Annotated in this window: 16 protein-coding genes; 7 read left to right on the top strand and 9 right to left on the bottom strand. The window is 32.2% G+C overall.

Annotated features, from left to right (window positions below; genetic code table 11):
• The first annotated feature begins 15 nt into the window (after positions 1 to 15).
• Entirely contained in the window at positions 16 to 1,320 is a 1,305-nt protein-coding gene (locus DEA20_03660; protein ID HBS48267.1) for a hypothetical protein, read from the top strand.
• Positions 1,321 to 1,382: 62 nt separating this feature from the next.
• On the top strand, positions 1,383 to 3,281 hold the full coding sequence (locus DEA20_03655) for a hypothetical protein (GenBank protein HBS48266.1): 1,899 nt from the start codon (positions 1,383 to 1,385) through the stop codon (positions 3,279 to 3,281).
• A gap of 66 nt (positions 3,282 to 3,347) precedes the next feature.
• On the opposite strand, the gene DEA20_03650 is transcribed toward DEA20_03655, so the two are convergent.
• A complete protein-coding gene (locus tag DEA20_03650) occupies positions 3,348 to 3,647 on the bottom strand; it encodes a hypothetical protein (protein ID HBS48265.1) in 300 nt (99 codons plus the stop codon).
• A 254-nt stretch (positions 3,648 to 3,901) separates the two neighbouring features.
• Between DEA20_03650 and DEA20_03645 the strand changes: the two genes are divergently transcribed.
• The 4 genes from DEA20_03645 to DEA20_03630 all read left to right on the top strand — a co-directional run bounded on the left by DEA20_03645 (position 3,902) and on the right by DEA20_03630 (position 9,636).
• Positions 3,902 to 4,204 (top strand): hypothetical protein, encoded by a 303-nt coding sequence (locus DEA20_03645; protein ID HBS48264.1) that lies wholly within the window; start codon positions 3,902 to 3,904, stop codon positions 4,202 to 4,204.
• Positions 4,205 to 4,213: 9 nt separating this feature from the next.
• Positions 4,214 to 5,071, top strand: a complete 858-nt coding sequence (locus tag DEA20_03640) for a hypothetical protein (GenBank protein ID HBS48263.1) — start codon at positions 4,214 to 4,216, stop codon at positions 5,069 to 5,071.
• The gene (locus tag DEA20_03635; GenBank protein ID HBS48262.1) at positions 5,065 to 6,018 is read left to right on the top strand and encodes a hypothetical protein; all 954 of its coding nucleotides are present in this window, start codon (positions 5,065 to 5,067) and stop codon (positions 6,016 to 6,018) included. Before DEA20_03640 ends, DEA20_03635 begins: the two co-directional genes overlap by 7 nt.
• A gap of 981 nt (positions 6,019 to 6,999) precedes the next feature.
• Complete coding sequence (locus DEA20_03630; GenBank protein HBS48261.1) at positions 7,000 to 9,636, top strand: DNA mismatch repair protein MutS; 2,637 nt, start codon at positions 7,000 to 7,002, stop codon at positions 9,634 to 9,636.
• On the opposite strand, the gene DEA20_03625 is transcribed toward DEA20_03630, so the two are convergent.
• Together DEA20_03625 and DEA20_03620 are read right to left on the bottom strand one after the other, a co-directional pair.
• Positions 9,633 to 11,411, bottom strand: coding sequence for a hypothetical protein (locus DEA20_03625; GenBank protein HBS48260.1), 1,779 nt, complete (start codon positions 11,409 to 11,411; stop codon positions 9,633 to 9,635). The genes DEA20_03630 and DEA20_03625 overlap by 4 nt on opposite strands.
• 25 nt (positions 11,412 to 11,436) lie before the next feature.
• Entirely contained in the window at positions 11,437 to 12,681 is a 1,245-nt protein-coding gene (locus DEA20_03620; GenBank protein HBS48259.1) for a hypothetical protein, read from the bottom strand.
• Between the two features lie 226 nt (positions 12,682 to 12,907).
• Here DEA20_03620 and DEA20_03615 point away from each other — a divergent pair, with 226 nt between their 5' ends.
• Entirely contained in the window at positions 12,908 to 13,837 is a 930-nt protein-coding gene (locus DEA20_03615; GenBank protein ID HBS48258.1) for a hypothetical protein, read from the top strand.
• A 239-nt stretch (positions 13,838 to 14,076) separates the two neighbouring features.
• Here the strand turns inward: DEA20_03615 and DEA20_03610 are convergent, their stop codons facing one another.
• The 6 genes from DEA20_03610 to DEA20_03585 form a co-directional block, all read right to left on the bottom strand.
• A complete protein-coding gene (locus DEA20_03610; protein HBS48257.1) occupies positions 14,077 to 14,346 on the bottom strand; it encodes a hypothetical protein in 270 nt (89 codons plus the stop codon).
• A 219-nt stretch (positions 14,347 to 14,565) separates the two neighbouring features.
• Positions 14,566 to 17,268 (bottom strand): hypothetical protein, encoded by a 2,703-nt coding sequence (locus tag DEA20_03605; protein ID HBS48256.1) that lies wholly within the window; start codon positions 17,266 to 17,268, stop codon positions 14,566 to 14,568.
• Between the two features lie 43 nt (positions 17,269 to 17,311).
• Entirely contained in the window at positions 17,312 to 18,628 is a 1,317-nt protein-coding gene (locus tag DEA20_03600) for a hypothetical protein (protein HBS48255.1), read from the bottom strand.
• 116 nt (positions 18,629 to 18,744) lie between these two features.
• Complete coding sequence (locus DEA20_03595) at positions 18,745 to 21,786, bottom strand: hypothetical protein (protein HBS48254.1); 3,042 nt, start codon at positions 21,784 to 21,786, stop codon at positions 18,745 to 18,747.
• On the bottom strand, positions 21,767 to 22,606 hold the full coding sequence (locus DEA20_03590; GenBank protein ID HBS48253.1) for a hypothetical protein: 840 nt from the start codon (positions 22,604 to 22,606) through the stop codon (positions 21,767 to 21,769). Before DEA20_03590 ends, DEA20_03595 begins: the two co-directional genes overlap by 20 nt.
• On the bottom strand, positions 22,599 to 23,081 hold the full coding sequence (locus tag DEA20_03585) for a hypothetical protein (protein ID HBS48252.1): 483 nt from the start codon (positions 23,079 to 23,081) through the stop codon (positions 22,599 to 22,601). The genes DEA20_03590 and DEA20_03585 overlap by 8 nt, the downstream gene beginning before the upstream one ends.
• Positions 23,082 to 23,135: the final 54 nt, after the last annotated feature.

Raw genomic sequence — 23,135 nt, 5'->3', positions numbered from 1 at the left:
ATAAAAGGGTTATTAATGAAATTGCACAAAGTATATATTTTAAAGATTTTTGGAATATTTTTTTTATTTGGAAATTTAAACCCATTTGCTTATGCTCCTATAAATTTCACAAAACCGCATGATCCAAATTTTAGAATGACTTCTTGGCCTATAAAAGGAAAAAATAAAAGAGAAATTGTAAAAATTGGCAACACTTTAGAGTTTGGTTCTACAAAAAAATCTAGAAATTATAACAGAGACAGTGTAAATCTGCTTTCTTTGTACCAAGACAAACAATCTTCTCTTGCCATGTTGCTTCAAGCTCAGCCAGGAAGCGCAATTTATAATCTAAAGAACAGTATAGAAGATGCGTATACAACTCCAAATACAGATAATAACAGAGGAAGCTTTAAGGTAAATGGAAAATTCGAAGGGATTGATTATTCTTTGTATTCACAATTTAATTTTGATTTCGAATCAATACCTGGAAAATTTGATTTTACCGCTTATTTGCCAGTTCGAAGTTTAAAAATAAAAGATGTTCAGTGGATTGATCAAACCAAAAGTTATAATGCAGCAGATTTAGAGGTAAAAAGAGTTTTGACAAATGACATTGCGACTGTTGTTAAAAATCTTGGAGATTTAGATATTGGAAGCTGGTCAAAAACTGGGTTTGGTGATTTAGAATTAATTTTGCGTTGGTACAATGATTTTCCTAAATATAAATCAACATTAAAAAATGTGCGCTTAGGTTTTCGAACAGGTTTGATTTTGCCTACAAGCCCAGAAATAGATGTAAACAAATCTTTTAGTATGCCGCTTGGAAATGATGGAGCATTTGCATTCCCAATTGCTGCGTCGCTAGACTTATCATTCAAATACAAATTTAGATTTGGTGTAGATTTGGAAATGATAAAAGTTTTTGATATCACAAAGGTTTATCGATTAAAGTCAGATTCCAATCAAACAGATTTTTTGTTATTAAATAAAGGAATGGTAAGAAGATCATTTGGCAATCAATGGACTTTTAACATGTATGCTGGTGCGGAACATTTTTTCCATGGTTTAAGTGCTAAGTTAAATTATCAATATGGAACAAATGGAGAAGATACTTTGCAAGTTCATGATTTGAATTTTAATCAAGATATTGCGAATACTGCGCAAAGTTTTATGGAGTGGAATTATCATAATCTGATTTTTAATTTAAGTTATGATTTTTATAAAGATTTTCCAAATGCAAAAATTAAGCCTCAGTTAAGTTTGTTCTATAAATATCCGCTTATTGGTCGTCGAACAATTATGGCAAGTACCTTTGGTGGAGTTTTAGCATTTAATTTTTAAAATTTAAAAAAAGTAAAAAAAAGACCAGTGATAAGCTGGTCTTTTTTATTGTAAGTGATTTGATGAAAATACGAGCTTTTTGTTTATTTATATTTTTCCATTTTTGTGCCCAATCTTTTTTGTTTGGTGAATTAACAAAAGTTCAATTTGCTGATGGAATTTATGATGTGGATTTTAAAATTGTAAATTGTTTTTTTAATGAAAATAGGAAAATAAATATTACTTACGTAGATTTTAAGAAAGTAGAGGATGTATTAGGTAATATTTGTGGAGTTTGCGATAATTTATCTTATAGCGAAATTCAGCAATATATATTCATATTTTTTGTTGAAAATAAAAATTTTTTAGCATCTAATATTGCGATATTAAGATCCCTTGCTGAGGAATTCGAAAATAGTTTATTACAAAATGTGTTAAATAAGTTCTTTTTTCATTATTGTTTGATTAAATCTTCTGATGACAAAATTTGTTTTGTTCCAAAATCATTGGTTAGAGATTTTAAACTTTTACCTGGCTCATTTGAATTAACAATCAACAAAAAAGAATTAGATTTGATTATTCCTATTTTAGATTTCTATGAGTTTTCTTTATATGATGCTTTTGGTGATTTTGTATTAGTTAAAAAAGAATTTTTAAATAAATATTTGCAAGGACTTAATTTTACAGTAATAGAACGGTCTTGTAATATAATAAAATCACAAATAACTAATTCAAACTTAAATCGTTTTATAAATAATTTTTTTCAAATAAATTATGAAAAACAGGCTCGGGAAGGCGAAGATGCAGAATGTAAGGAAAGGCTTAATGTTCAAATTGATTCACTAAGAAAATCAGGAGTTAGCGCTAAAGGTTTTTTGGATCATCTGAGAGAGATTAGAACAGTTTTTGATCCGGTTGTTATTCAAGGAAAAAGATTAAGAGATGTGCACGTTGTAAATATGACGTCAAATGCAAATTTAATTGTTACTGGATCATGGGACCAACAAATATTTATTTATAAAAAAAAGACAGCGCAAGAATATAAATTTTTTCAAAAAATTGCATTAAATGATGGGTGGGTAAAAAGTATAGCTATAAGTGAAAATGAACATTTTTTAATTGTGGAAACAGACAAATGTAATATTCATATATTTTTCTTGCAAGATGGTAAATATATCAAAATACAAGAGATTTCTAAATTTGTTTTTAATAAAAAAGAATATTTTTTAGACAAAGGTAAATTAGATATTGCCTTGAGTAAAGATGGAAGCATTTTAATTGTAGGTTTTTTCGCAACAAACTCTAATCCTTTTGAGCGTATCGTGGGTATTTTTAAAAAAAATGAAAAAGGGCCAACTTACGATTTACTGCAATTTATAGATTATGATGAACCGGCTAATTCTATTGGCATGTCTGCAGATGGAAAAGTTTTGGTTGTAGGTTTTTTTCATGGAAAAATTATGCCTTTAGTTTGGAATGGAAAAAATTATATTCCTCTAGTTGATGCTCAAAAAACAGGAGATGTTTTTTTAAAAGTTGAAGATAAGCATGACGATACTTTATTAAATGATGTTATTGATAAGGTTATAGTTAATGCAGATGGAAGTTTATTTTTTACATGTCATAGTAATAAAATAACAAAATGGATTTTTAAAGATGGATTGTTACATTGTGCATCCTTTTATAAACGACTCCCTATTTCCGTTGATACGATCTCTTTATCTTTAGATGGTACAATTTTATTGGTTGCTGGGCATAGGGGTACATTAGAAAAATGTAGTTTTACTTTGAATTTACTTGGTTGTGAAGTTTTTTTATTTAAAGGTTTGTTAAATCCAGATTTTTCTCAAGTTGATAAATGTAAAAGTTTTTATTTTGCTGAAAATTATATTTACTCGTCTGCAATATCGGTGGATGGAAGAAATATTTGTCTAGGAACAAGCGAAGGTATGCATTTATTAGAAAATATTTCGATGGATTAAAAATCAAAACCGAGAAGATTGTAGCATTTAATCTTCTCGGTGGAGAGGATTCTCTTTGGAATATTTTTAATTTTCAGTTCTTGGTTTCTTTTCTTTGTTTTCTATTTTAGCTTCGAAAATCTTAGGGAGATTGCTATGTCGGTGCCTACATCTAGGACAAACTCCTTTTGCATCTAATTTGTATTTATTACAGTTGCAAAAACATTCTACATATTTCATAGAACAGTTGTTGTTTCTATAGAAACAACTTCCCTCAAGCGCTTTGCTTTGATGAGGCATTTTTATAGCAAGAATTATTAAAATTAATACTGACAAAAACAGTGTTTTAAAAAAATAGTTTTTATTTATCTTGTTAAAAGAGTCCATTTTATTCCCCCTTTTTATTTTTAATCCCTAAGTACATTTTACATATAATGCAAATTGAAATTCAATCATTTTTATTAAATTGATTTTGTTATGGGTTTAATGCGGTTTTTGTTTTTTATAAAATTTTTAAACTTTGAAATATTAAATTTGCTTATTGCCAATTATTTTATTTTAGTTTTACGAAGCTTGCAGAGGTTTTTTATTGGAGTTAAGATGTTTTTTAATTTTCATGGCAATAAAAATATGGAGTTTTTATGGGAATAGTAGGAAATTCTTTTTTTGCGGGATTAATCGTAGGCCTCGTTTTTGGTTTTTTATTTGTTTTTGAAAAGCGAAAACTTATCAATTTTTCAGCTGAAAAATTCTCTTATAGTTTTACTCAAGCTTTAAGTTCTTCTTTTGGAGTTTTCTTTCGATATTTATTGCTTTTGGTGGTATTTTATTTGTTAATATCTAAATATAATTTTTCATTAATTTATTTATTTATAGGATATTTAATTTCTTTTTGGACAATGCTTTTGTTTACCATTTTCAAAAATAAAAGTTTTAAGCCGTAAGGGGTTTTGATGAAATTTGAAGTTTTAGAACCGCAAGAAACTGTAAATTTATTTTCTTTTTTAGGTGTTAAAAATTCTTTTTTTGAAATAAATATTTATACAATTTTATATACGTGGATTGCGATGGTTTTTCTTGTTGGTGGCGGATTGATAGCTCGTCATTATTTGAAAAAAGAGAATCATCCTACATCTTATATATTTCAACAAGCTATTATTTTTTTAGCAGATCTTTGCGCGGAATCTATTGGCTTTTTTAAATATGAATATTTTGCGTTTGTGGGCAGTATGTTTTTCTTCACGTTGGCTTGTAATTTGATAGGTATTTTGCCTTTTTGTAAAGAGTCTACGGTTGATATAAACACAACATTTGCTTTAGGCATAAGTGCTTTTTTGTTTGTTCAATATCAAAGTATAAAATATTTAGGATTACGTGGTTATCTAAAAACATTTATAGAACCTGTTGCTTTTTTACTTCCTTTGGAAGTTGTAGGCAAGCTTGCAAGTGTTGTTTCGATGTCTTTTCGGTTGTTTGGAAATATTTTAGGTGGAGCGATTGTTTACTCCCTGCTTGTAATGTTATTTGAAGGCTTTAGTTTGTATTACCTTATTTTTACATATTTGATTTTGTTTATATTTTGGATCTTTAGCAAAAAGTTTAATCTTTTTAAAATTAAAATTTTGAAATATTTTTTTTATACCTCTTTTTTAATAATTTTTTTACTTTCAGGTGCGCAGATGTTTTTTGGAGTATTTGAAGGTTTCATCCAAGCATTTGTTATCACGATGCTTGCTATAACATACTTATCGGTTGCTCTTGCTCATGGATCCCATGATGATGAGCATTTAACAAAGGAAGAAAAATGTTAACTCCTCTAATTCTAGCATACTTAGGTCCTATTTTTGCAATTATCTTTAGCGCTTTAGGTGTTGCTTTTGGTCAAGGTTTTGGTGGATTTGGTGCACTTGATGGTTTAGAGCGGCAAAAAATGGGACATGAAGCAGGCTTTCGAACGTTGATGATAGGTCTTGGTATAACAGAAAGTGGTGCGATTTTAGCATTTGTCGCGGTAATTTTATCTATTTTTGATATTTCTAAAGATACAACAACGATGGGAGTTGGACTTGCAAGATTTGGAAGTGGATTTGCAATGGGGCTTGTTGCGGCTGTGGTCGGATTTTCATCAAGTATGGCGGTAAAAGAAGCTTGCAAATCAATTTTTCGTCAACCCAATTTTGCGCAAAAAATTACAACATTTATGTTGATTACACAATCTATTATTGAAGCACCAGTTATTTTTGCATTTATAATTTTTTTGATAATTAAAACTTTTGTTGTTAATCCGATTTCACTTTATCAAGGAATGCATCTTTTCGCTGCCGCACTTGTTATCGCATTTGGTTGTGTTGGGCCAACGATAGGGCAGGGAATTTTTGTCAAAAGTGCATGTCATTCGATAGGTTTAAATAAATCTGCTTACAGTAAAATTTTTCCATTTACTTTGTTTAGTCAGGCGATTATCGAAACGCCGGTTATCTTTTCTTTTATAGTTTCATTTTTGCTTATTTATTCCAAATCTTCTTCATTGCTTTTTACATCAGTTGTTTCTTCTTTGGCTGCTGCGATTGCTATGGGATTTGGTGCAATTGGAGTTGGTATTTCGACTGGTTATGTTGCATCCAAGGCATGTAAAATGATTGCAGAAAATCCAGACAATTATAATTTGATTTTGCGAAATACTTTAATGACGCAAGCAATTATTGAATCATCTGCTATTTATTCTCTTGTAATTGCTTTGTTTGTGATGTGGAAGTGACAAGAAAAAGGCGTTTCGCCTTTTATTTTGTTTAATCCTGTTTTATCTAAATTCTTTTTTTGTTTGTTAATTAACTCTTCCTTCATTTCTTTATTTTTAATTTATGACGTCATTCTGTTTTAAGTTTGTTTTCTAATTCTTCTTCTGTTTCTTTTATCTATTTTTTTATTTCTGGCTGCTCCCGCAGGGGGGCAAAGGATGAATGCGCACCCTTTGCAATCACGCATTAAAGAGGTTTCTTTAAAATCTCTACAGCACTAAACTCGCCGGGATACAACTACGTTGTACTCCGACTCAAACAGATAGTGCTGGATCAGAATCTTACATTCTCATTAAGACGTTTTTCTAAATTTTTCAACAATTCAAATTTAGAAAAATAAAGGAAGATACATATTATGCCGTTTGTACCCATTCGACTACGCCATAAAAAGGCTTCGCTCAGGGCAAACGGATTTTTTATGTCTGGTTTCAGGGGAGGTCTATTGTATCTATTGTGGATCCTTATTTGCAAGGCTACTGTCGCAGCACAATGAAATTGTGACCAGACAGTTTAGCGTTGCGTTGAAGGAAATCCAAAAGTCTCTTTTTGCGCATAGGAGAGTACAGAGAGGATTTTGCGTATAATCCTCTCTGTCACCTTGCGTGTAGCAATCCAAAGATAAAAATAAATTAAAAGATAAACTAAGAATAAATAAATTTTGCACGTCAGAGATTCCAAAGATATTTCTCTTTAGTTTGGGGATCCAAGGGGGCTGTATTTTGAGCGCCCTTGGCCCATAGTTTACCCGACGAAGCTTTATGCGAAGTCTGGGCGGGTAGAATCTTTGACAAAATAAAATTAAAAAACAAACTTAAAGTAGAATAATAAAAATATGGATAAATGTAAGGAATGATTAATTCCTTCTTGGATTCTTTAAACCAAAATGTTAAATTATCTAGCGCCTTTTTATAAACCAAAAAATTCTAAAAAATAGTGTGAAAATGGAAGAAAAATTAACTCCCTTGATGGAGCAATATTTTCAAATCAAAAATAAATTATCAAATGAAAATCCTGATACAATTTTGTTTTATCAAGTTGGAGATTTTTACGAACTATTTTTTGAAGATGCAAAAACGGTTTCATCATTTCTTGCCATCGCACTTACAAAGCGTGGAAAATGTAAAGGTCTAGATATTCCTCTTTGCGGAATTCCCGTTCATGCGATTCGCCATTATTTAACCAAATTGATTAAAGGTGGATTTAAAGTTGCAATTTGTGATCAACTTACAGAACCAAAACCTGGAACTGTAGTCGAGCGAGGTATCACACAAATTTATACGCCAGGTACTCTTACCGATTCTTTGATGTTAGACGAAAAGGCAGCCTCATATCTTTTTTCTTTTTATCCGATGCAAGATCAGTGGGGTTTAATTTTTGGCGAACTTTTGACGACGCAACTTTTTGCAACCGTTTTGCCACAAGAAGCTTTTAGATCACTTGAAAACGAACTTGCACGGTTTTCTCCAGACGAAATAATAATTTCAAACAATTTTAAAAATTCATCTTTCGATAGTTTTTTCAAAAAGTTAGGTTATCCAACAAGTCCTACAAGTTTTGAAAATGAAAAAGATGATATCGCTGGTCCGCAGTTTAACAAGGAGTGGTTGCTTTCACAGTTCGGTGAAAAAGATTTCAAAAAAATAGATTATTTCCCAGCACTTCAAAATTCTATTTTTTTATTTTTTAGCTATCTGCAGCGAACGCAAAACAAATCTATAGAGCAGTTTAAGCAGATTCAGTTTTATGAGCCAGAAGATTTTTTAATCTTAGATTCTGCAACGCAAAAGAATCTTGAACTTGTAAAAAACAGTATTGACGGTGGTCGTAAAAATACACTTTTCGAAATTTTGGATAATGCTAAAACTGCAATGGGTTCGCGAACCGTTAAGAAATGGATTACTCGGCCACTTATTCAAAAAAATGCAATTTTGCAGCGCCAAGAAGTTGTAACTGCACTTTCAAATGATGTTCAAACATTGCAGACATTAGAGCAACAGTTATCAACGCTTGCAGACATTGAGCGAATTGTTGGTCGTATTGCGCTTGGTAAAGCAATGATTCAAGATTATCTTGCGCTAAAAGATTCACTTGCAATAATCGATCCGATCAAAAAAACAGTTTCCAATTTAAAACAGTTTGATCTGATAAAAATTATTTCGGAAAAGCTTGGTAATTTTAATGATCTTTTAAATTTGCTGCAAAATAGTTTGAATCAAGAAATAACAAACAATTTTTTGATAAAATTAGGATTTGACGTAGAGCTTGATCGACTTCGTGATTTAGCAATAAATGCACAAAAAGCGATTTTAGAACTTGAGCAAAAAGAGGTTGCACGCAGCAAAATAAATAGTCTTAAAATTAGTTACAACAAAATTTCTGGATACTACATCGAAATCACCAAAACAAATTTACATCTTGTTCCAGCTGATTATATTCGGCAGCAAACTCTGAGTAACAAAGAAAGATTTATCACTCCAGAGCTTTCACTGCTCGAGCGAGATATCACAAAAGCGCAAAATGAAATCGATGCGGTAGAGGCAGAAGTTTTTGCAAAAATAAAAAATCAAATTTTTGAAGAGTTGCCACACCTTCGTCAACTTGCACATGCACTCTCATATCTTGACGCACTTTATAGTTTTGCATCGGTAGCATACGGCAATAGTTATGTCGCACCACAGTTTAATGAAAGTAGAAATATTTTAATAACCGATGGGCGACACCCAGTAATCGAACAAAAACTTTCAAACAAATTTATTGCAAATGATACGACATTAACTGATAAAGAATCGCTTTTAATTATCACCGGACCAAACATGGGTGGTAAATCTACTTACTTGCGGCAAGTTGCGCTTATTTCCATCATGGCGCAGTGTGGAAGTTTGATTCCTGCAAAAGCTGCAAGCTTGCCAATTTTGGATCGCATTTTTACACGAATTGGTTCGGGCGACAATTTGGCAGAAGGAAAAAGTACATTTTTGGTAGAGATGGAAGAAACTGCATCAATTTGCAATCAAGCTACAAAAAACAGTCTTGTGATTTTGGATGAAGTTGGACGTGGTACAAGTACTTACGACGGCCTTGCACTTGCACAAGCTGTTGTCGAATTTATTTATGAGAAGATAGAAGCTCGATGCCTTTTTGCAACTCACTATCATGAACTTACGCATCTCAAAGATCACTTTGACGGAATTCAAAATTATTATATGTCTTCGCGCAAAACAGACAGCGGCATTTTATTTTTGTACAAGATTATACCGGGATTTTCGCAAGGGAGTTTTGGTCTAGAAGTTGCAAAGCTTGCACAGCTTCCAGTAGAAATAATTTCACGTGCAGGCAAAATACTCCAAGCACTTGATATAGCAGAAAACAAATTCGATCAAAATTTATTTCAAAAACAAAATTTGCAACAATCATTTTTTAATCAAAATAGTGATGAACTTGCAAATGAAATTAATTATCTAAAAAATGAACTGTCAAAAAAGAATTTAATAATTGATGAGATCAAAAAAATAAGCCTTGATGAAATCTCACCAAGGCAAGCTTTGGATATTTTGTGGGAATTAAAAAAGAAAATTTAAGAACTATGATGTTCAAATAACGGTTTACGCGCAGGCATATCTTCAGGTTTTGACTTTACTAAATCTTTGAAACCATTTTGTTTTTTAGCAGATTCATGCGTTGTTAAATCCTTCAATCCATTCGATTTTTTACAAACTTTTGCATCATGTTTCGTTTCATCACATTGTTCTCTTTTAGCAACTAATGCACCTGTGTTCCCAGATAAATCTTGTGGAATTAGATCAGAAAATCCTCGAGTCGATCGTAATTCTGGAAAAATAGTATCAAATAATTCTTTTCCTTTTCGAGTAATATCTCTACTTACCTCATCTAGGTGTTCTTTTTTAAGTCGTCCAAGAGCATCTTCTCCTATTTCTTGCTCGACAACGGATTTGCATACTTTTTTTGCCAATATGACGCGCTGAGAAGCTAAAGGATGTATTTTATCCGAATAATTTTCTGGCTCACAGCTATCCAAGGAAATTAATGCTTCGTTATATTTTTTCCCACATAAAGCTGCATATAAATCTGCTCTTGATTCATCATTCTGAAAATGGCCGTAAAATAATGGTGGTCTAATATCTTCCAAAAACAAATAATTTAATGCATAGCGACGCAAAATTTTATGTCCCCATTCATGTCTAAATACAGCCGCTGCTTCTTTTTTTGATAAAGACGATAAAAAATTTTCTGCGAAATAAAAAGCTTCCTTCCCTCTAAATTTCCCATAAGCAGCAGGACTACCGTAAGTAGCATTCTCTTCATTAAAAAAATAATTTCTTGGATCTCCTCCAAGCTCTAATATTTCTTTTTTTATAAATTCGGCCACTATAGAATCATTTAAACTAAGTTTTTTGCAACGTTTTAACCAACCCCAAAATAGATTTTGTTTAATAATATCAGATGTTTTTTGTCGTTCCGAATTTATGGCTTCAATTTTTTTTAGTCGTTCTAGTTCGGATTCTTTTAAAGCATCTACCAATGCTTGTAGTTGTTTTTGTATAAATTCGGTAATCGTAGAGCTTCTTAAACTAAATTTTTTCCAATATTTTAACCAAAACGAATTTGAATTTACGGATTTCCAATCAGTGTGTTGCAAAAATTTATCAATTTGTTCTACGTAATTATCAATTTTTTGTTCAGCAAGTTCTTCTACTTGCTGATAATTTTTGCCTTTTAGCTTGTCAAAAGAAAAATAGATACGCTCCCAAAATAGCTGATCCTTGCTTTCTAATAAATCAGGATCTGAAAAATCTCTCACTGATGCATACGATAAATCTACATATTTTTCAAAAAAATCCCTCAACGATTCAGTGGTGGCAAGTTCTTTATTTTGATCCATATACCAGTAAAAATCTTTTTTTCCATCGTAGATAGATCGAACATAAGGTCTCTGTAATAAACTTGGATCACGCTTTGCTTTAGAAATTATTAAAAGATTACGCAGATAAGGGTACGCTTCTTTTAAAAATGGATAATCTTTGTACAATTCGCTTAAAAATGATTCTTTATCTTTTTTATACTCTTCATACTTTTTTTCTAAAACAATTGCCGCTATTTTTTCATATTTTTTGGCTTGCTCTTCATCAGTTTCTGTAATCGCTTTTGGAATATCGCGCAGCATATCAAAAAAAGTTCTTCGGGGCATTTGAACTAAATTTTGTTCTTTTTTGAGTGGACTTTGAACATGTGCTTGAAAAGATCGTAAAAAATCCATTAGTGGATTAGCCGATAAATCATTCAATCCGGCAGTAAGTAAACCAAGTAATAAAATTAACTTTTTTAATATTTTCATAGATTCTCCATTAAAAATTGTATTTTTATTTTGAATCAGTTTTTATAAGCTCTTTTTGTAGTAATTCGTCATATTGTTTTTTCCAATTTTCTTTCAACTTTGCAAGCACATTTTCCCCGGCTCCTTGTGCATCAAGTTGACTTCCCACCATCTTTATCGCATCGATTCGTTTAGCATTAGAAGGATGCGCAGGATCTACAGCTTCAGCTTTTTCGCCGCTCTTTTCTAAACTTTCTTGGGCAAAAAATAATAAATCAATGAATTTGCTTCGATATTTTTTCCCACAACAAGCCATAAAAAGGTCTGCCTTAAATTCATCAATTTGCTTTGCAATATTCATCAACGGCAATATGCACATTTTAAATGTTTCATCTGATAAAGTTGCTTGTGCAAACCCGCTAAATAAAGGTAAAAAATAATCATTAGTTTTTTTATGGCCCAATTCATGAAGTAGCAAAGCCTTCTTTTCCGTTTCTGGAAGAACTGAAAAAATTGATTCACTTGCTAAAAATACATGACAATTTCCTTGTAATCTAAGATAACCAAAAGGTGTCGTCAAAATTAAACCTTCGGGAGATTCATCAATTCTTTTAATAAAACCTTTAAAAAACTCTAATCGAAATTCATTATTAAAAATCTCTTTTTCAGTGACATAGTAAAAATCATCGGGATTTTCACCAAACTCTAGCAATGTATTTTTTAGGAATTCGGCAATTGTTGAACTTGAATCAGAAAAATTAACAACTTTTTTTAAACCTAAATCAGAAATAATTTTAGCTTGGCTTGAATTAGTAAAATCAAATAGACACCCATTTTTTACGCTTCTGTCATTTAATGCTAGTTTTATCCTGTCAAAATTATCATTTATCAAACGCCAATAATTTTGATTATCCCATATCTCAGGGCTTATGAAATCTTTTATATTAGAATTAGTTAGATCAAAATATTTTATCCAAAATTCTCCTAAACTGTTTGTTTGCAAATATTCTTCAAGTCTATCCACATTAAACATGTTTAGATTTTCATTTTTGTTAACAATAGCTTTTACATAAGGCCTGTTTAACAACTCTGGATTAAGTTTTGCCTTACAAACTATTAAAAGATTTCGCCAAAAAGGTATAAGATCTCCTACAAAAGGATATTCTCTTTGCAATTCTTGCAAAAACGATTCTTTGTCCTGTTTAAATTCTTGATACGTTACAGCCGATAAAACATTTAGATTTGCAGTAAATAAACTGAGTAATAAAATTAACTTTTTTAACATTTTCATAAATTCTCCATTAAAAACTGTATTTTTAGCTCTTTTATTAAAATAATAGTAATAACAACTATATTAATGAATGAATTACTATTTGCAACCGCTTGAAAGTTATTAAAATCAATATATTTCAGACAAAAACTATTAGTTTTTAGGCGGTTTACAAAAAATATGATTGCTTTAATGTTATTTTAATGCTTATAAATCGAATTAATTTAAAAATAAAAGGGTCTATTTTATGAAAAAATCGTTAATTTTCACATTTTGCTTAATTTTGCTTGGAAATCAAGCAATTTTGTCAGAGCAAAACAACTTGTCTTTATTTGCTCGAGCCGTCAGTGCAATTCATACATTTTTTGCACCAGCTAACTTTGCAAACAAGATTGTAAGAACAACTCAAGAAGTTAAAGAACTTCCAACGATCAAAGCAAATTTAGAAACAGAACCAAATTTGATAACTTTTGTAAAAACAATGAAAGAAAATAGTTTCTACAATGTTGTTAATCAGTTGAAACAATCTAAAAATGACCTGGAATATTACTTAGAAGCTGGAAAACAAAATTTGGACAAAATAAAAAATGAAGAAAATTTCAGCTTAATAAATTTTGCAGATATGGAATCATTAATAAAACGTTTAGATTTTCAAATTCAAACTTTAAGTAAAATCCAAGAATTTAGAAATTCATTCTTAGAATATTTATCATCTAAATTAAACGATATTGATGTCCGTTATTTTAAAATATATTTTCCATGGACAACTTCTTTTCAGATTAAAAATTTAAGACAAGAGTTTGAAGAAGATTTAACTAAACTTAAAGACGCTTCAATTTTTGCTCTAAATACAACGAGTGAAGAAAGCATCCAAGCGATTGAAAAGCTTGCTGAAAAAATAAATCAATTAGAAAAAGATTTAATAACTTTAAAAGATAAAATGTTTGCCGAGGAGCAAGCGCGTCAAACGCGTCAAAATGCTTTGATAAAAAAACAACAAGAGGAACGAAATAAACTTTTAAATTTAAAGCCTCAAAATACAAAAGTTAATAAAGTATCAAAAATTTCTGATTCAACATTGGATAAAAATTTTGATGAAAAATTTGAGTGGACAACAGCAGCTTGCCAAGCAGTGCACCTTGAAGGATCAACTTATATTCCGGGAAGAAAGGCTTAAATCTTTTTTCAAAAATATTTGATAAAAGGACAAAGGGATCAGAAATGGTCCCTTATTTTTTTACCTAATTTTCTTAATTTAATTTAATTCTATTCTTCTTCCGTTTATTTAAAATTATTCTGCTTTAAGTTTGTTTTACTTTTTTTTTAATCAAATTAGCTCCGCTAGGGCCAAGGGTGTTGATTTGAACACCCTTGGATCCCCAAAACAAAGAGGTTTCTTTGTAATCTCTCTACGCGCTAAACTCCTGCATCCAGTAAAACTGGACTGCAGTTCAAACAGGTAGCGCTAATTTGGAATCCTATATTCTCATAAAGACGTTTTTCTAAATTTTTCAACAATTCAAATTTAGAAAAATAAAGGAAATATAAAATAGATTTTCGCAAAAGTTCTAAACCCAGTAAATAAAATTTGTGTATCCGCATTGCAACGCTACTATCGCAGTGCAACGTAGTTGCATCCAGATAGTTTAGCGTTGTAGGAAATCCAAAAGTCCTCTTTTGGCGCACGGAGGATGCAAGGAGGTTTTTGCGACAAAATCTCCTTGCCCCACTGCGGGAGCAGCTAAAGATAAAAATAAAAAAAGAAAGAAACGGAAGAAGAAATTAATATCAAAAATTTTAAAATTTAAAAAATATTTAATTAAAATTAGACAAAACATGGATTGTAACAAAATAAGAAAGGGGCGGAATTTTCCGCCCCTTTCTTATTAATTGTTTTTTGCAACTTTACTCTAACGAAACAACTCCGCTATCAGTTCCTGCTAATATTGTTCCATTTCCGGAAATATTTTCAATCCAGTGTAGTCTTAAAAGTGAGCTCAAATCTGTTGGAGCATAAGGAGTTGTCATATTCCACTCTGCGGTGTTGTAAGGAAGAATTCTTAATGCATTGTAAACAGTTTCTGACGGATCAAATCTTGTGTAAAATCGTCGTGCACCATCGGTGTAAAAAGATAATGATCTATCAAGAGATGTTATTGTACCGCTGGCGTTTGTATAAGTGTTTGTGTCAGGTACATTGTCAGTTGAATAAAACGAAGATGATGTTGTAATTAAATCGAACAAACTATTTTGGTAATAATTATGTCCACCTACATCTGTGAAATGAATTCCAAAAACTTTGCTTGCTTGTCCATAATTTGGAATGGATGCGGAAGGTGTACGTTTGGTTGAGTAGAGAGAATGGTAACATTTTGTAGAATCTATAGCAGTCCAGTCAGCGGTTGTTGCATCGCCTAATAATTTAGTTGATATGTAAGTTCCTGCATTTGTTGATAATATTCCGCGATAACCAGTAACATCGCTATCAAGTTTTACAATTTTGAATCCAGAAATTACTGCATTTGCAGGTATGTTGCCCGAGCCAGATTGGGCGATTGTAGTACCGGCCATTGCTGTGGTTGTATTTGCAAGAGGAATTCTCCATAATTTATCAGTTATGCTACCTACGGATGTAATATCTTGCTCAACGGCGTAAATATTGGTTCCATCACTTTCTACTTGGCTTACTGCGCCAGTGATTGAATTTTGTAATAATCTGCTCCAGCTAAAACTTGTTCCGAATATTGTGTTTAGATCTGAAATTCCGCCTGTTGCTGGTGCGGTGCTGAATCCTGCATTTGTTGTTGTAGCATAAACATAAAGTCCATGGTCACAACCTGCGAAAAAATAACCTTTGGTATCTGTTCCATTTAATGGAGCTCTTGAGAATTCTAAGCATCTTACCATTGCAGAATCGGTGAATGTTGTTGCTTTATAGTTAGCAGGAAGTGAAAAGTCTGTTGTTATAGCATTTGCCATTCCAGATTTAGTTTGAGCAATTGCAACTTTTTGATAACCGCCAAAAAGCGCAAGTGAGTTACAGAAGTTTGCGGGGTTATAAAGAGCTGTTGTACCTTGCATCAAATCTAAACAACATGAAATTCCGTAAGTATTGAAAGTTGTATCGCTGTTTAAAATGTAAGGAAGCGAACTTGCTGTGTTAGCTGTTGTGTTCCAAGTGGATCGGAAAACAGCTTGAGTTCCAGTTGATGTTGAGTTAAATGCAACTTCCCAAATCTTTCCATTACTTGCATCGACGGAGAAGAATTGTACTCTATCTGTGGTGCTTGCATTTGTAAGTGGAGAAGGTGAAACTCTTTCCCATTTTGTCCAACCGGCAATAATTCCGTTGTTATCAAAAAGAGCTTGAGATGCCCAGACTCCTGGATCATTATTTGCATCTCTAGCTGCGCCATTGAATGATACATAAACAGTATCGCCTATCACTTCCATATCGGAAGCGTAGTATGTGTTTGCCCAAGGAGCGACACCGCCACCAACAGTTAAAGAATATTGAGAATCACCGGCTAAATTTACTTCATTAAAGTTATTAGCAAGTGACATACAATTCGATGTATTTTGCATTACGTGGGATTCTGTTGGGCTATATCTTAAGCAGAAAACATAATTTCCTAGTGAACTATTTCCTCCACCTTCAATTCCACCATTAACGATTAAATAATATTTTCCAGTTGATGTGCTCATTTCTCTAATTTTGTTTATATCAACAGAAGCAAATTTTGTGTTATTTGTATTACTGTATACAAAAATTGTATTTACATCGTTTGCTGCAGGATTTACGCCAGGAGCTAAAACTTCTTTGAGAGAGAATGCCCCATTATTTATTGTAGCAGTTGATATAGCACAGTAATAATTTGTTCCCGCAGCGCCTACATTTACGGCCTTAGCAGATCCGGTAATAATCAAAGAATATAAACTTGTACTCCAATATAAATCATTTACAACTGGAGATGTTGTCATGATGGAATCAGTACTTCCCATTCGAAGTGGATTTGCAAAAGCCTGATCGGCATTCCATTGAAGAGCATTTCTCATTACGACAGGTGCGCTTGTTCCGCTTACCCAAATAGCTGAAATTCCAGAACCTAAAGAGTTGGCTCCTCCTCCAACTCTAGAATGAACACGTACAAATGCGAATTCTGTAGATCCTGTAATATGATCCCAATTTGTTGCTGCATTTCCATCTGTATCTGTTATTAAAGATGCTGTAGCAATACCAGTAACGGTGTAGCTAGAACTTGAAAGTTGTATTGCTTGAAAAAGATTTGAACTGCTTTTAAATGGTAAATGAGTTGCTCCAACACCACCATTATTTACAAGACCGATTGATGATATAGCGTCTATGGCGCCCCCGGTTGCCATACCTGTAAATGTTGTATCGGTTCGTGCAGCTTTGGAAATAGAATTTGCTGCATTTGCAGCCACTGTGGCTACATAAAATGTACCTGTGTAGCGGTCGAAAGCTTTAGATCCAATATCTTGTGCGAAGTTAGCAGTTCCGCTGCTTTGACTTATTTGTGTAAGCGGTGCAAGCGATGTAAATAAACATGTAGCACCAAGCAATGTCAGTATCTTAAGTTGCTTCATATTATTCTCCTTATTTTTTTCATTAACTAATTAACATTTTTATTTAAAATTTCCAGCGAATATCCATGCCAAGTCCGGCTCCGATCATATCTGTCTTAAATGCATTCTTACCATCAAATGGGTAGTTATAAAAAACATTTAAGCGTGGTGCCCATTTCGAATCTTCCATGTGAATACTAAAGTCGTAATCGACCATGAAGTGAATTACATGCATCGAAAAGCCTTTGATTAAGCTATCGCTATTGACTGCTGAATAATCGAAAAGAGAAGAATCCGTTGCCTTTAAGGTATCTTTTTCTTGTTTGTTGTAGGAATATCCGACAAGTGCTGAAAGACCTTTTAAAATATGGTCAAATTTGATATCGGTACCAAGATGCCACAATGTTCCTTTTTCTTCTTTTGCATTGCCATGAGCGAGTCGAATATCACTTTGTTGTTTGGAGAATGTTTTCATTCTCTTGTCCATTGTTTTGTTAAAGAAGAATGTTACGCTAGCTTGGCCGTCGATTGTGAACCAATCTTTTGGCATCATATCAAATTGTGCAAACAGAGGAATACCCCAGTGGCCATTGTATCCAGTTGGAACTGAGAAAACATAATTTGTCTTTTCTTTGACACCGGTTGGGAATAAAACTCCAGCTTTTGCAGTTAAGTTAAATTTAATTGGGTCATCGCCTTCTGTTTTGAAATTACCTTCCCATCCAAGAAGTAAACTTGCATCACCAAATGATGTTTTTTCATATTTTGAGCCGTAAGAGTTGTAGCCATATGTATTTAAAATAGTATTTAATTGATTTTTGAATTGAATCCACTCATGTGTTGTTTTTGAATAAATTCCGTTATCTGGTGAAAGATCTGTATAAGAAATGCTTCGTACACTTACACTGCGAACAGGAACATGTAAATCTACAAAGAATTTTGATACCAAATTCTGACGAAGATCTATGTTAACATCATGAATTCTGAATTTGCCATGGAAATCTAATTGACCAAACGTGCTGTTTGTTGCGCTATGATTTACAACACTTTGAAAAAAATTTGCGAAATATTGAGCATCTGCAAGTTTTTGAACGTTTTCAAAGAGATAAAGCATATCATGCGTGCCGACTCTGTTTAGAAGCGAACCACTATGTCCGTTTTTGTCCCAAGCTGATCTTGTATCTCCATATGCGTATGACACATCTAATTTGGTAAACCAATCATAATTTTCATAGTTTTCTACTTTATCGAACAAACTTGTTGTTGATGATCTGTGCAAATGTGCAGCTTTATAAAAATGAGCATTATCGATTGCTGCTACATTTGTTGTTAATCCTACTGCTAGGATAGTTATAAGCAGTTTGCGATTTTGTTTCATCATAATCCTCTCCTTATTTTTCCCCTACGATTCTACTTATGTTTTGTAAATATTTAGTTTTGTAACTTTTTTAGTTTTTCAAAAAGTAGTTTATTTTGGCAACAAATTCGTTTTTTGAGTTAGTTTTCGAAATATTCCCAAGGGAAAAGCGGCTGAAGAGTTTCATAGTTTTCGAAGAGAGGTTGGGCGAAAATGATATGAAAATGTTTTGGAAGAGTTACGAGTTCAAGAAGCTTTATTGTAGCGATAAAATCTTTTTTGTTACCTTTTCTTGCGGCAATAAAGCAGTCGGGATCTTTTAAAATCATTTCAAGTGTTGCAATTGCTAGAACAAAAAGTTGAGCGCCTGAAATTTGCGATTGTGCACCTAAAAATATAGGAGGATTTACATTAGGGGTATTTTGTTTTTGAGCAGAATTGTATTCGCCGCTTCGTTGTGCTTGCATTTTTAAATTGTAAATTTCTTTTCGCCATTGCGCGTTACTTTGTAATTTTTCGTATAGTTCGCTAGTCAAAATAGCTTTGTTAGCGCCGTATTCTTTTTGAAATTCTTTTATGATTTGGTTAACTATAGATGTTTTGCCCATAAAATATGGATTTGATTTTTGATCCAAATAACTTAAATCAAAGCTGAATATTCCACAATTTGTTGTTGGTGGAGTAAAGGATTGTAGAAATGTATTTTCTTCAAAAAATGCGAATTTTAAGTTAGATGTTAAACCAAATGTTTTTAACGTTTTGCCTTTCATTTTTTCATTTTCTACAAGAGGTAAAAGCTTTTGAACTAAGTAAAAACGGTTTGTTTTAGGTTCATGTTTTACGATCGTTGGAACTACTGGGTATTTTAATTTTCCGATTTGGTTGTTTTGGCAAAAAAGTAAGTTTGCAAGTGTTGAATACCAATATGTTCGGAGTGTTCTTATAAATGGGGTTAAAAACTCTTCGCTTCTAAACTCGCTAGAAAACTCAAAAGTTGCGAGCAGTTTTTGTTGATTTGTTAGTTCTAAAGTTTTATTTGTTTTTCCATCATTTAGATTTCCAGTTTGCTGTGGAGGAATAATTTCTCCGTCAAAGTCGCTCCAAAGTTGATTTAAATTTTCATTATGAATCATTTCGGTGAAAATTCTTGTAAGTTGTTTGGAAAATATATCTAATAATTGAAAGTTGAACTGCCAAATACTTAAATATTCTTTACTGCGGTTGAAAGTTTTACCTAGGTTTTCGCGCTCTTCTTCAAGTTTTGTGAATGTTGTTTCTTCGTTGTATCTGCTTAGAGGAGTATTGCTTTGAAACTCTGAGAGTTGCATGGTTAAATGTTTTGATAATGGATCAATTAACATAGCTTCAAATGACTGATCTTTTCTTCTATCTATAATCTCAAAAAGTGCTAGGCGTAGAAAACTTTCTTCTCGAAAATTTTCTGCCATTAGTGGAAATTCTTGTTTTGAATTTAAATGTGCAAAAAGTTGTGCTTCGCTAATAAAATTTTTGTAAAAACTGTGCTCGATATCAAAATTTTGGTTAAGAAGAGCAAGCTGGTAAAGTAAATAATTTACTCTTATGTTTTCGCGGGATGACCTTGGGTACATACTCATAAAGTCTACAAAAACTGCATTTTTTATATTTTGTTCTTTTAACTTCGCTGTGAAATCGTTTAAGAAAATATCAAAGGACGCAGGGAAATTTACTTGCGTAAAAATCATTTGTTCGACATCAACATTTTTTAGACCATAGGATGATACTTTGCAAAGTGGTCGTAAAATTCTAACTTGTGATTGATTTAAAATATTAAATAAAAAATGTTCATTTTTAAATGTGAATGGAATCCATCCATTGGCATTAATTTTTTTTAGTAAAAATAAATTTTGAATAAATTTTGTTTCTGGTTCTACATCTGCCAAAAATTTTTCTTGAGAAAATCTGGCTGCGATTAGTTCGAGTTCAATTTTTTTTGCATTTTCAAAGTAGCTGTTAAAAAGAAAATCTTTATTTTGCTGGATGAACGTTCTTATTTCGCTTATAAAAGTTGTATCTTTGAGTTCCGATTCAAAGTCTGTGTAAACAAGTCCATCTGGCTTGTATGTGAAATGACTAACTTGTGCTGGAAGATCAGCGATGAAAATGTTTTCTTGAAACTTAAAAACTTCTGCAAATTGCGAAGAAGAATTGTCCGTTCTTTCATATTTTTCGATATCATCTCCGAAGTCCATCCAGTTTTTAACATTTCCAAGCATTGTACTTTTGCCAACACCATCCACAAAACTGCAGAAAATATAAACTGTTGGTTCATTATTGATTGCTTGCAAATTGGACAAAAAGATAGGAACAAATTTTTGAGAATGTTTGGTAGCGCCTTTTTTTTGTTTTATAGATTGTTCGATTGGATACGTTATATCTGGACCTGTGTAATATCTGAATAATGGTAAATTTGAGCTCATCAAATAGTTTGCATATTCAATGGAGAACAAAATATCTTGAGTCGCTGCTAGTTGATTTGAATTGGTTTTGAACTCGCGGGAGTAAATATCTTCCCAAAAAGCTTTTAATATTTTTAGAATATTTTTGTGATCTTGTTTTTTTAATTTTTTTTCCAAAATATTTTTGTACTCTAAAAGTAAATCATAAGATTCGCCGAAAGCATGTTCTTGAAAAATTGAGCTGTTTTCATCAAAGAGCTCTACAAGCTCTGGGTTTATATGCAGATATGTTGGATTTTCTGTTTTTTTTAATATTTCATTAACATCTTTAAATAAGAACCCTGTTAGAAATCCAAATTTATTGTGAAGTTGCTGCGACCAACCTGTTTTATTTTTGGAAAATGCTTCGTCGTTGATGGATTCTTTTTTATAATTTGTATAATAAGACGGGAAAGCTCCTTCCTCATATCCTGTGACAACTATTCGTCCGCAAGCATTTATATTTTCAGATCTTAGTTTTTGCTCAAGGCTTAAAAAACTTTGTGCCGTTTTGGTCAAAATATGTTTATGGTATTCGTGGGTGTATCTGCTTGCTGTCCGTGCGTCATAATGCGAAACAAAGCTTTTTACAAATTGATGCTGTTCTTGTGGGTTTGTAGCAATATTAGTTTCTAGCTCTGCAACTGCCAAAAGTGGAGTTGTAAAAAGGAGGAGTGTGAAAAAATTAAAAATTTTTATGAGCATAGTTATTACCTAGTTCATTAGATAAAATTTCAGAAAGCTCTTTGTGCGTTTTGGAAGCGTTTTGATACGTTGCATAGAGTGGTGAATCTTTTAAAAATTGCAAAATCGAATTAAATAATAAATCGTAATCGTATGCGGCATTAATATTTTTTAGTTTTATGGCTTCGTTGAAAAGTTCTACAATGCGGTCTGCAAAATGCGCATAAAATTGTTCATATGCTACTAAGTTGTGAGTTTGAAAAAATTCGAAAAGCGATTGATTTAAATTTATATTTTCGTTGTCAAAGTAATTATCACACTGTTCTGTTGGTGAACTTTTGATTATTTCGCCTGTTTCACCATTTACTTTTGCGCTTTCTAAATTAAGCGCGATAGTATTGCATTGTTTTAGGGTTACTTCCCAAAATTCGCCGCCACGAAATCCACTTTTTTTATCTTGATAATAAAACCATTCTTTTTCGCTAAGGATAAGCGTTAATTCTTGTAGCGCTTGATCTATTGCGATCGGACACATTTCGAAAAAATAGTCGGAAATGACCAGCGCTCGTGGATAATATTTTTTTAAATAATTTTTATAGAAAATTGTTTTTTCTTGTTTTGTTTTTAGAGCGGAATTTTGCGTTGTATTGTTTTTTTTTGTGATAGCTTCATTGTTATTGCTTGTTGGAGTTTGCGATTTTGTTAATTCTTTATTGATTTTGTTTTCTGTTTGCATGTTCAGATTTTGTGTGTTTTGGTTCCATTGTGTGCACCACTTACACCCATTTAAAGTAAAAGATGGAAAAATTGAAAAAAAGATTATTAAAAATTTTTTATTCATTTTCTTCCTTGTTTGGAGCAATGAAGACTGGATCCCCGCATTCGCGAGGATGACGTGGGACTTGGTCAATTTTGATATCGCTTGAATTAGGGAGGGAGCCAATATTAAAGTTATCGGTGTTAGTTGCTGAAGAATATGTAAAATTCATATTTTCCTTATTGTCATCCTCGCGAATGCGGGGATCCAGGAAAATATCGGTTTCACTTAAATCTTTCCAATTGGGATTGATCTTTTCGATAAAGTGCATCTTCCATTCACGTTTCCATTTTTTTAATTGCTTTTCTCTTTTAATTGCATCAATTATTGATTCAAATGTTTCATAGTATACAAGCAAATTTACCGAATATTTTTTTGTGAATCCTTTAATTAATTTGTTTTTATGTTCTTGCATGCGCCTTGTAAGATCATTGGTCATCCCAATATATAAGGTTCCATTTTTTTTAGAACAAGTAATATAAACATAAAAGGTTTTCATTGTGGTATTTCTTTTGTATAAATTTTGAAATGGATCCCCGCATTCGCGAGGATG

This window comes from Candidatus Dependentiae bacterium (genome assembly GCA_003511165.1).
GTDB lineage: Bacteria > Babelota > Babeliae > Babelales > UBA12411 > UBA12411.
The sequence above is the reverse complement of the archived record's forward strand: the minus strand, read 5'-3'. Positions and strand labels throughout refer to the sequence as shown.

Excerpts from the sequence above, each read along its gene's own strand:
- DEA20_03660 (HBS48267.1), top strand. The coding sequence starts at position 16 with ATGAAATTGCACAAAGTATATATTTTAAAGATTTTTGGAATATTTTTT.
- DEA20_03655 (HBS48266.1), top strand. The coding sequence starts at position 1,383 with ATGAAAATACGAGCTTTTTGTTTATTTATATTTTTCCATTTTTGTGCC.
- DEA20_03650 (HBS48265.1), bottom strand. The coding sequence starts at position 3,647 with ATGGACTCTTTTAACAAGATAAATAAAAACTATTTTTTTAAAACACTG.
- DEA20_03645 (HBS48264.1), top strand. The coding sequence starts at position 3,902 with ATGGGAATAGTAGGAAATTCTTTTTTTGCGGGATTAATCGTAGGCCTC.
- DEA20_03640 (HBS48263.1), top strand. The coding sequence starts at position 4,214 with ATGAAATTTGAAGTTTTAGAACCGCAAGAAACTGTAAATTTATTTTCT.
- DEA20_03635 (HBS48262.1), top strand. The coding sequence starts at position 5,065 with ATGTTAACTCCTCTAATTCTAGCATACTTAGGTCCTATTTTTGCAATT.
- DEA20_03630 (HBS48261.1), top strand. The coding sequence starts at position 7,000 with ATGGAAGAAAAATTAACTCCCTTGATGGAGCAATATTTTCAAATCAAA.
- DEA20_03625 (HBS48260.1), bottom strand. The coding sequence starts at position 11,411 with ATGAAAATATTAAAAAAGTTAATTTTATTACTTGGTTTACTTACTGCC.
- DEA20_03620 (HBS48259.1), bottom strand. The coding sequence starts at position 12,681 with ATGAAAATGTTAAAAAAGTTAATTTTATTACTCAGTTTATTTACTGCA.
- DEA20_03615 (HBS48258.1), top strand. The coding sequence starts at position 12,908 with ATGAAAAAATCGTTAATTTTCACATTTTGCTTAATTTTGCTTGGAAAT.
- DEA20_03605 (HBS48256.1), bottom strand. The coding sequence starts at position 17,268 with ATGAAGCAACTTAAGATACTGACATTGCTTGGTGCTACATGTTTATTT.
- DEA20_03600 (HBS48255.1), bottom strand. The coding sequence starts at position 18,628 with ATGATGAAACAAAATCGCAAACTGCTTATAACTATCCTAGCAGTAGGA.
- DEA20_03595 (HBS48254.1), bottom strand. The coding sequence starts at position 21,786 with ATGCTCATAAAAATTTTTAATTTTTTCACACTCCTCCTTTTTACAACT.
- DEA20_03590 (HBS48253.1), bottom strand. The coding sequence starts at position 22,606 with ATGAATAAAAAATTTTTAATAATCTTTTTTTCAATTTTTCCATCTTTT.
- DEA20_03585 (HBS48252.1), bottom strand. The coding sequence starts at position 23,081 with ATGAAAACCTTTTATGTTTATATTACTTGTTCTAAAAAAAATGGAACC.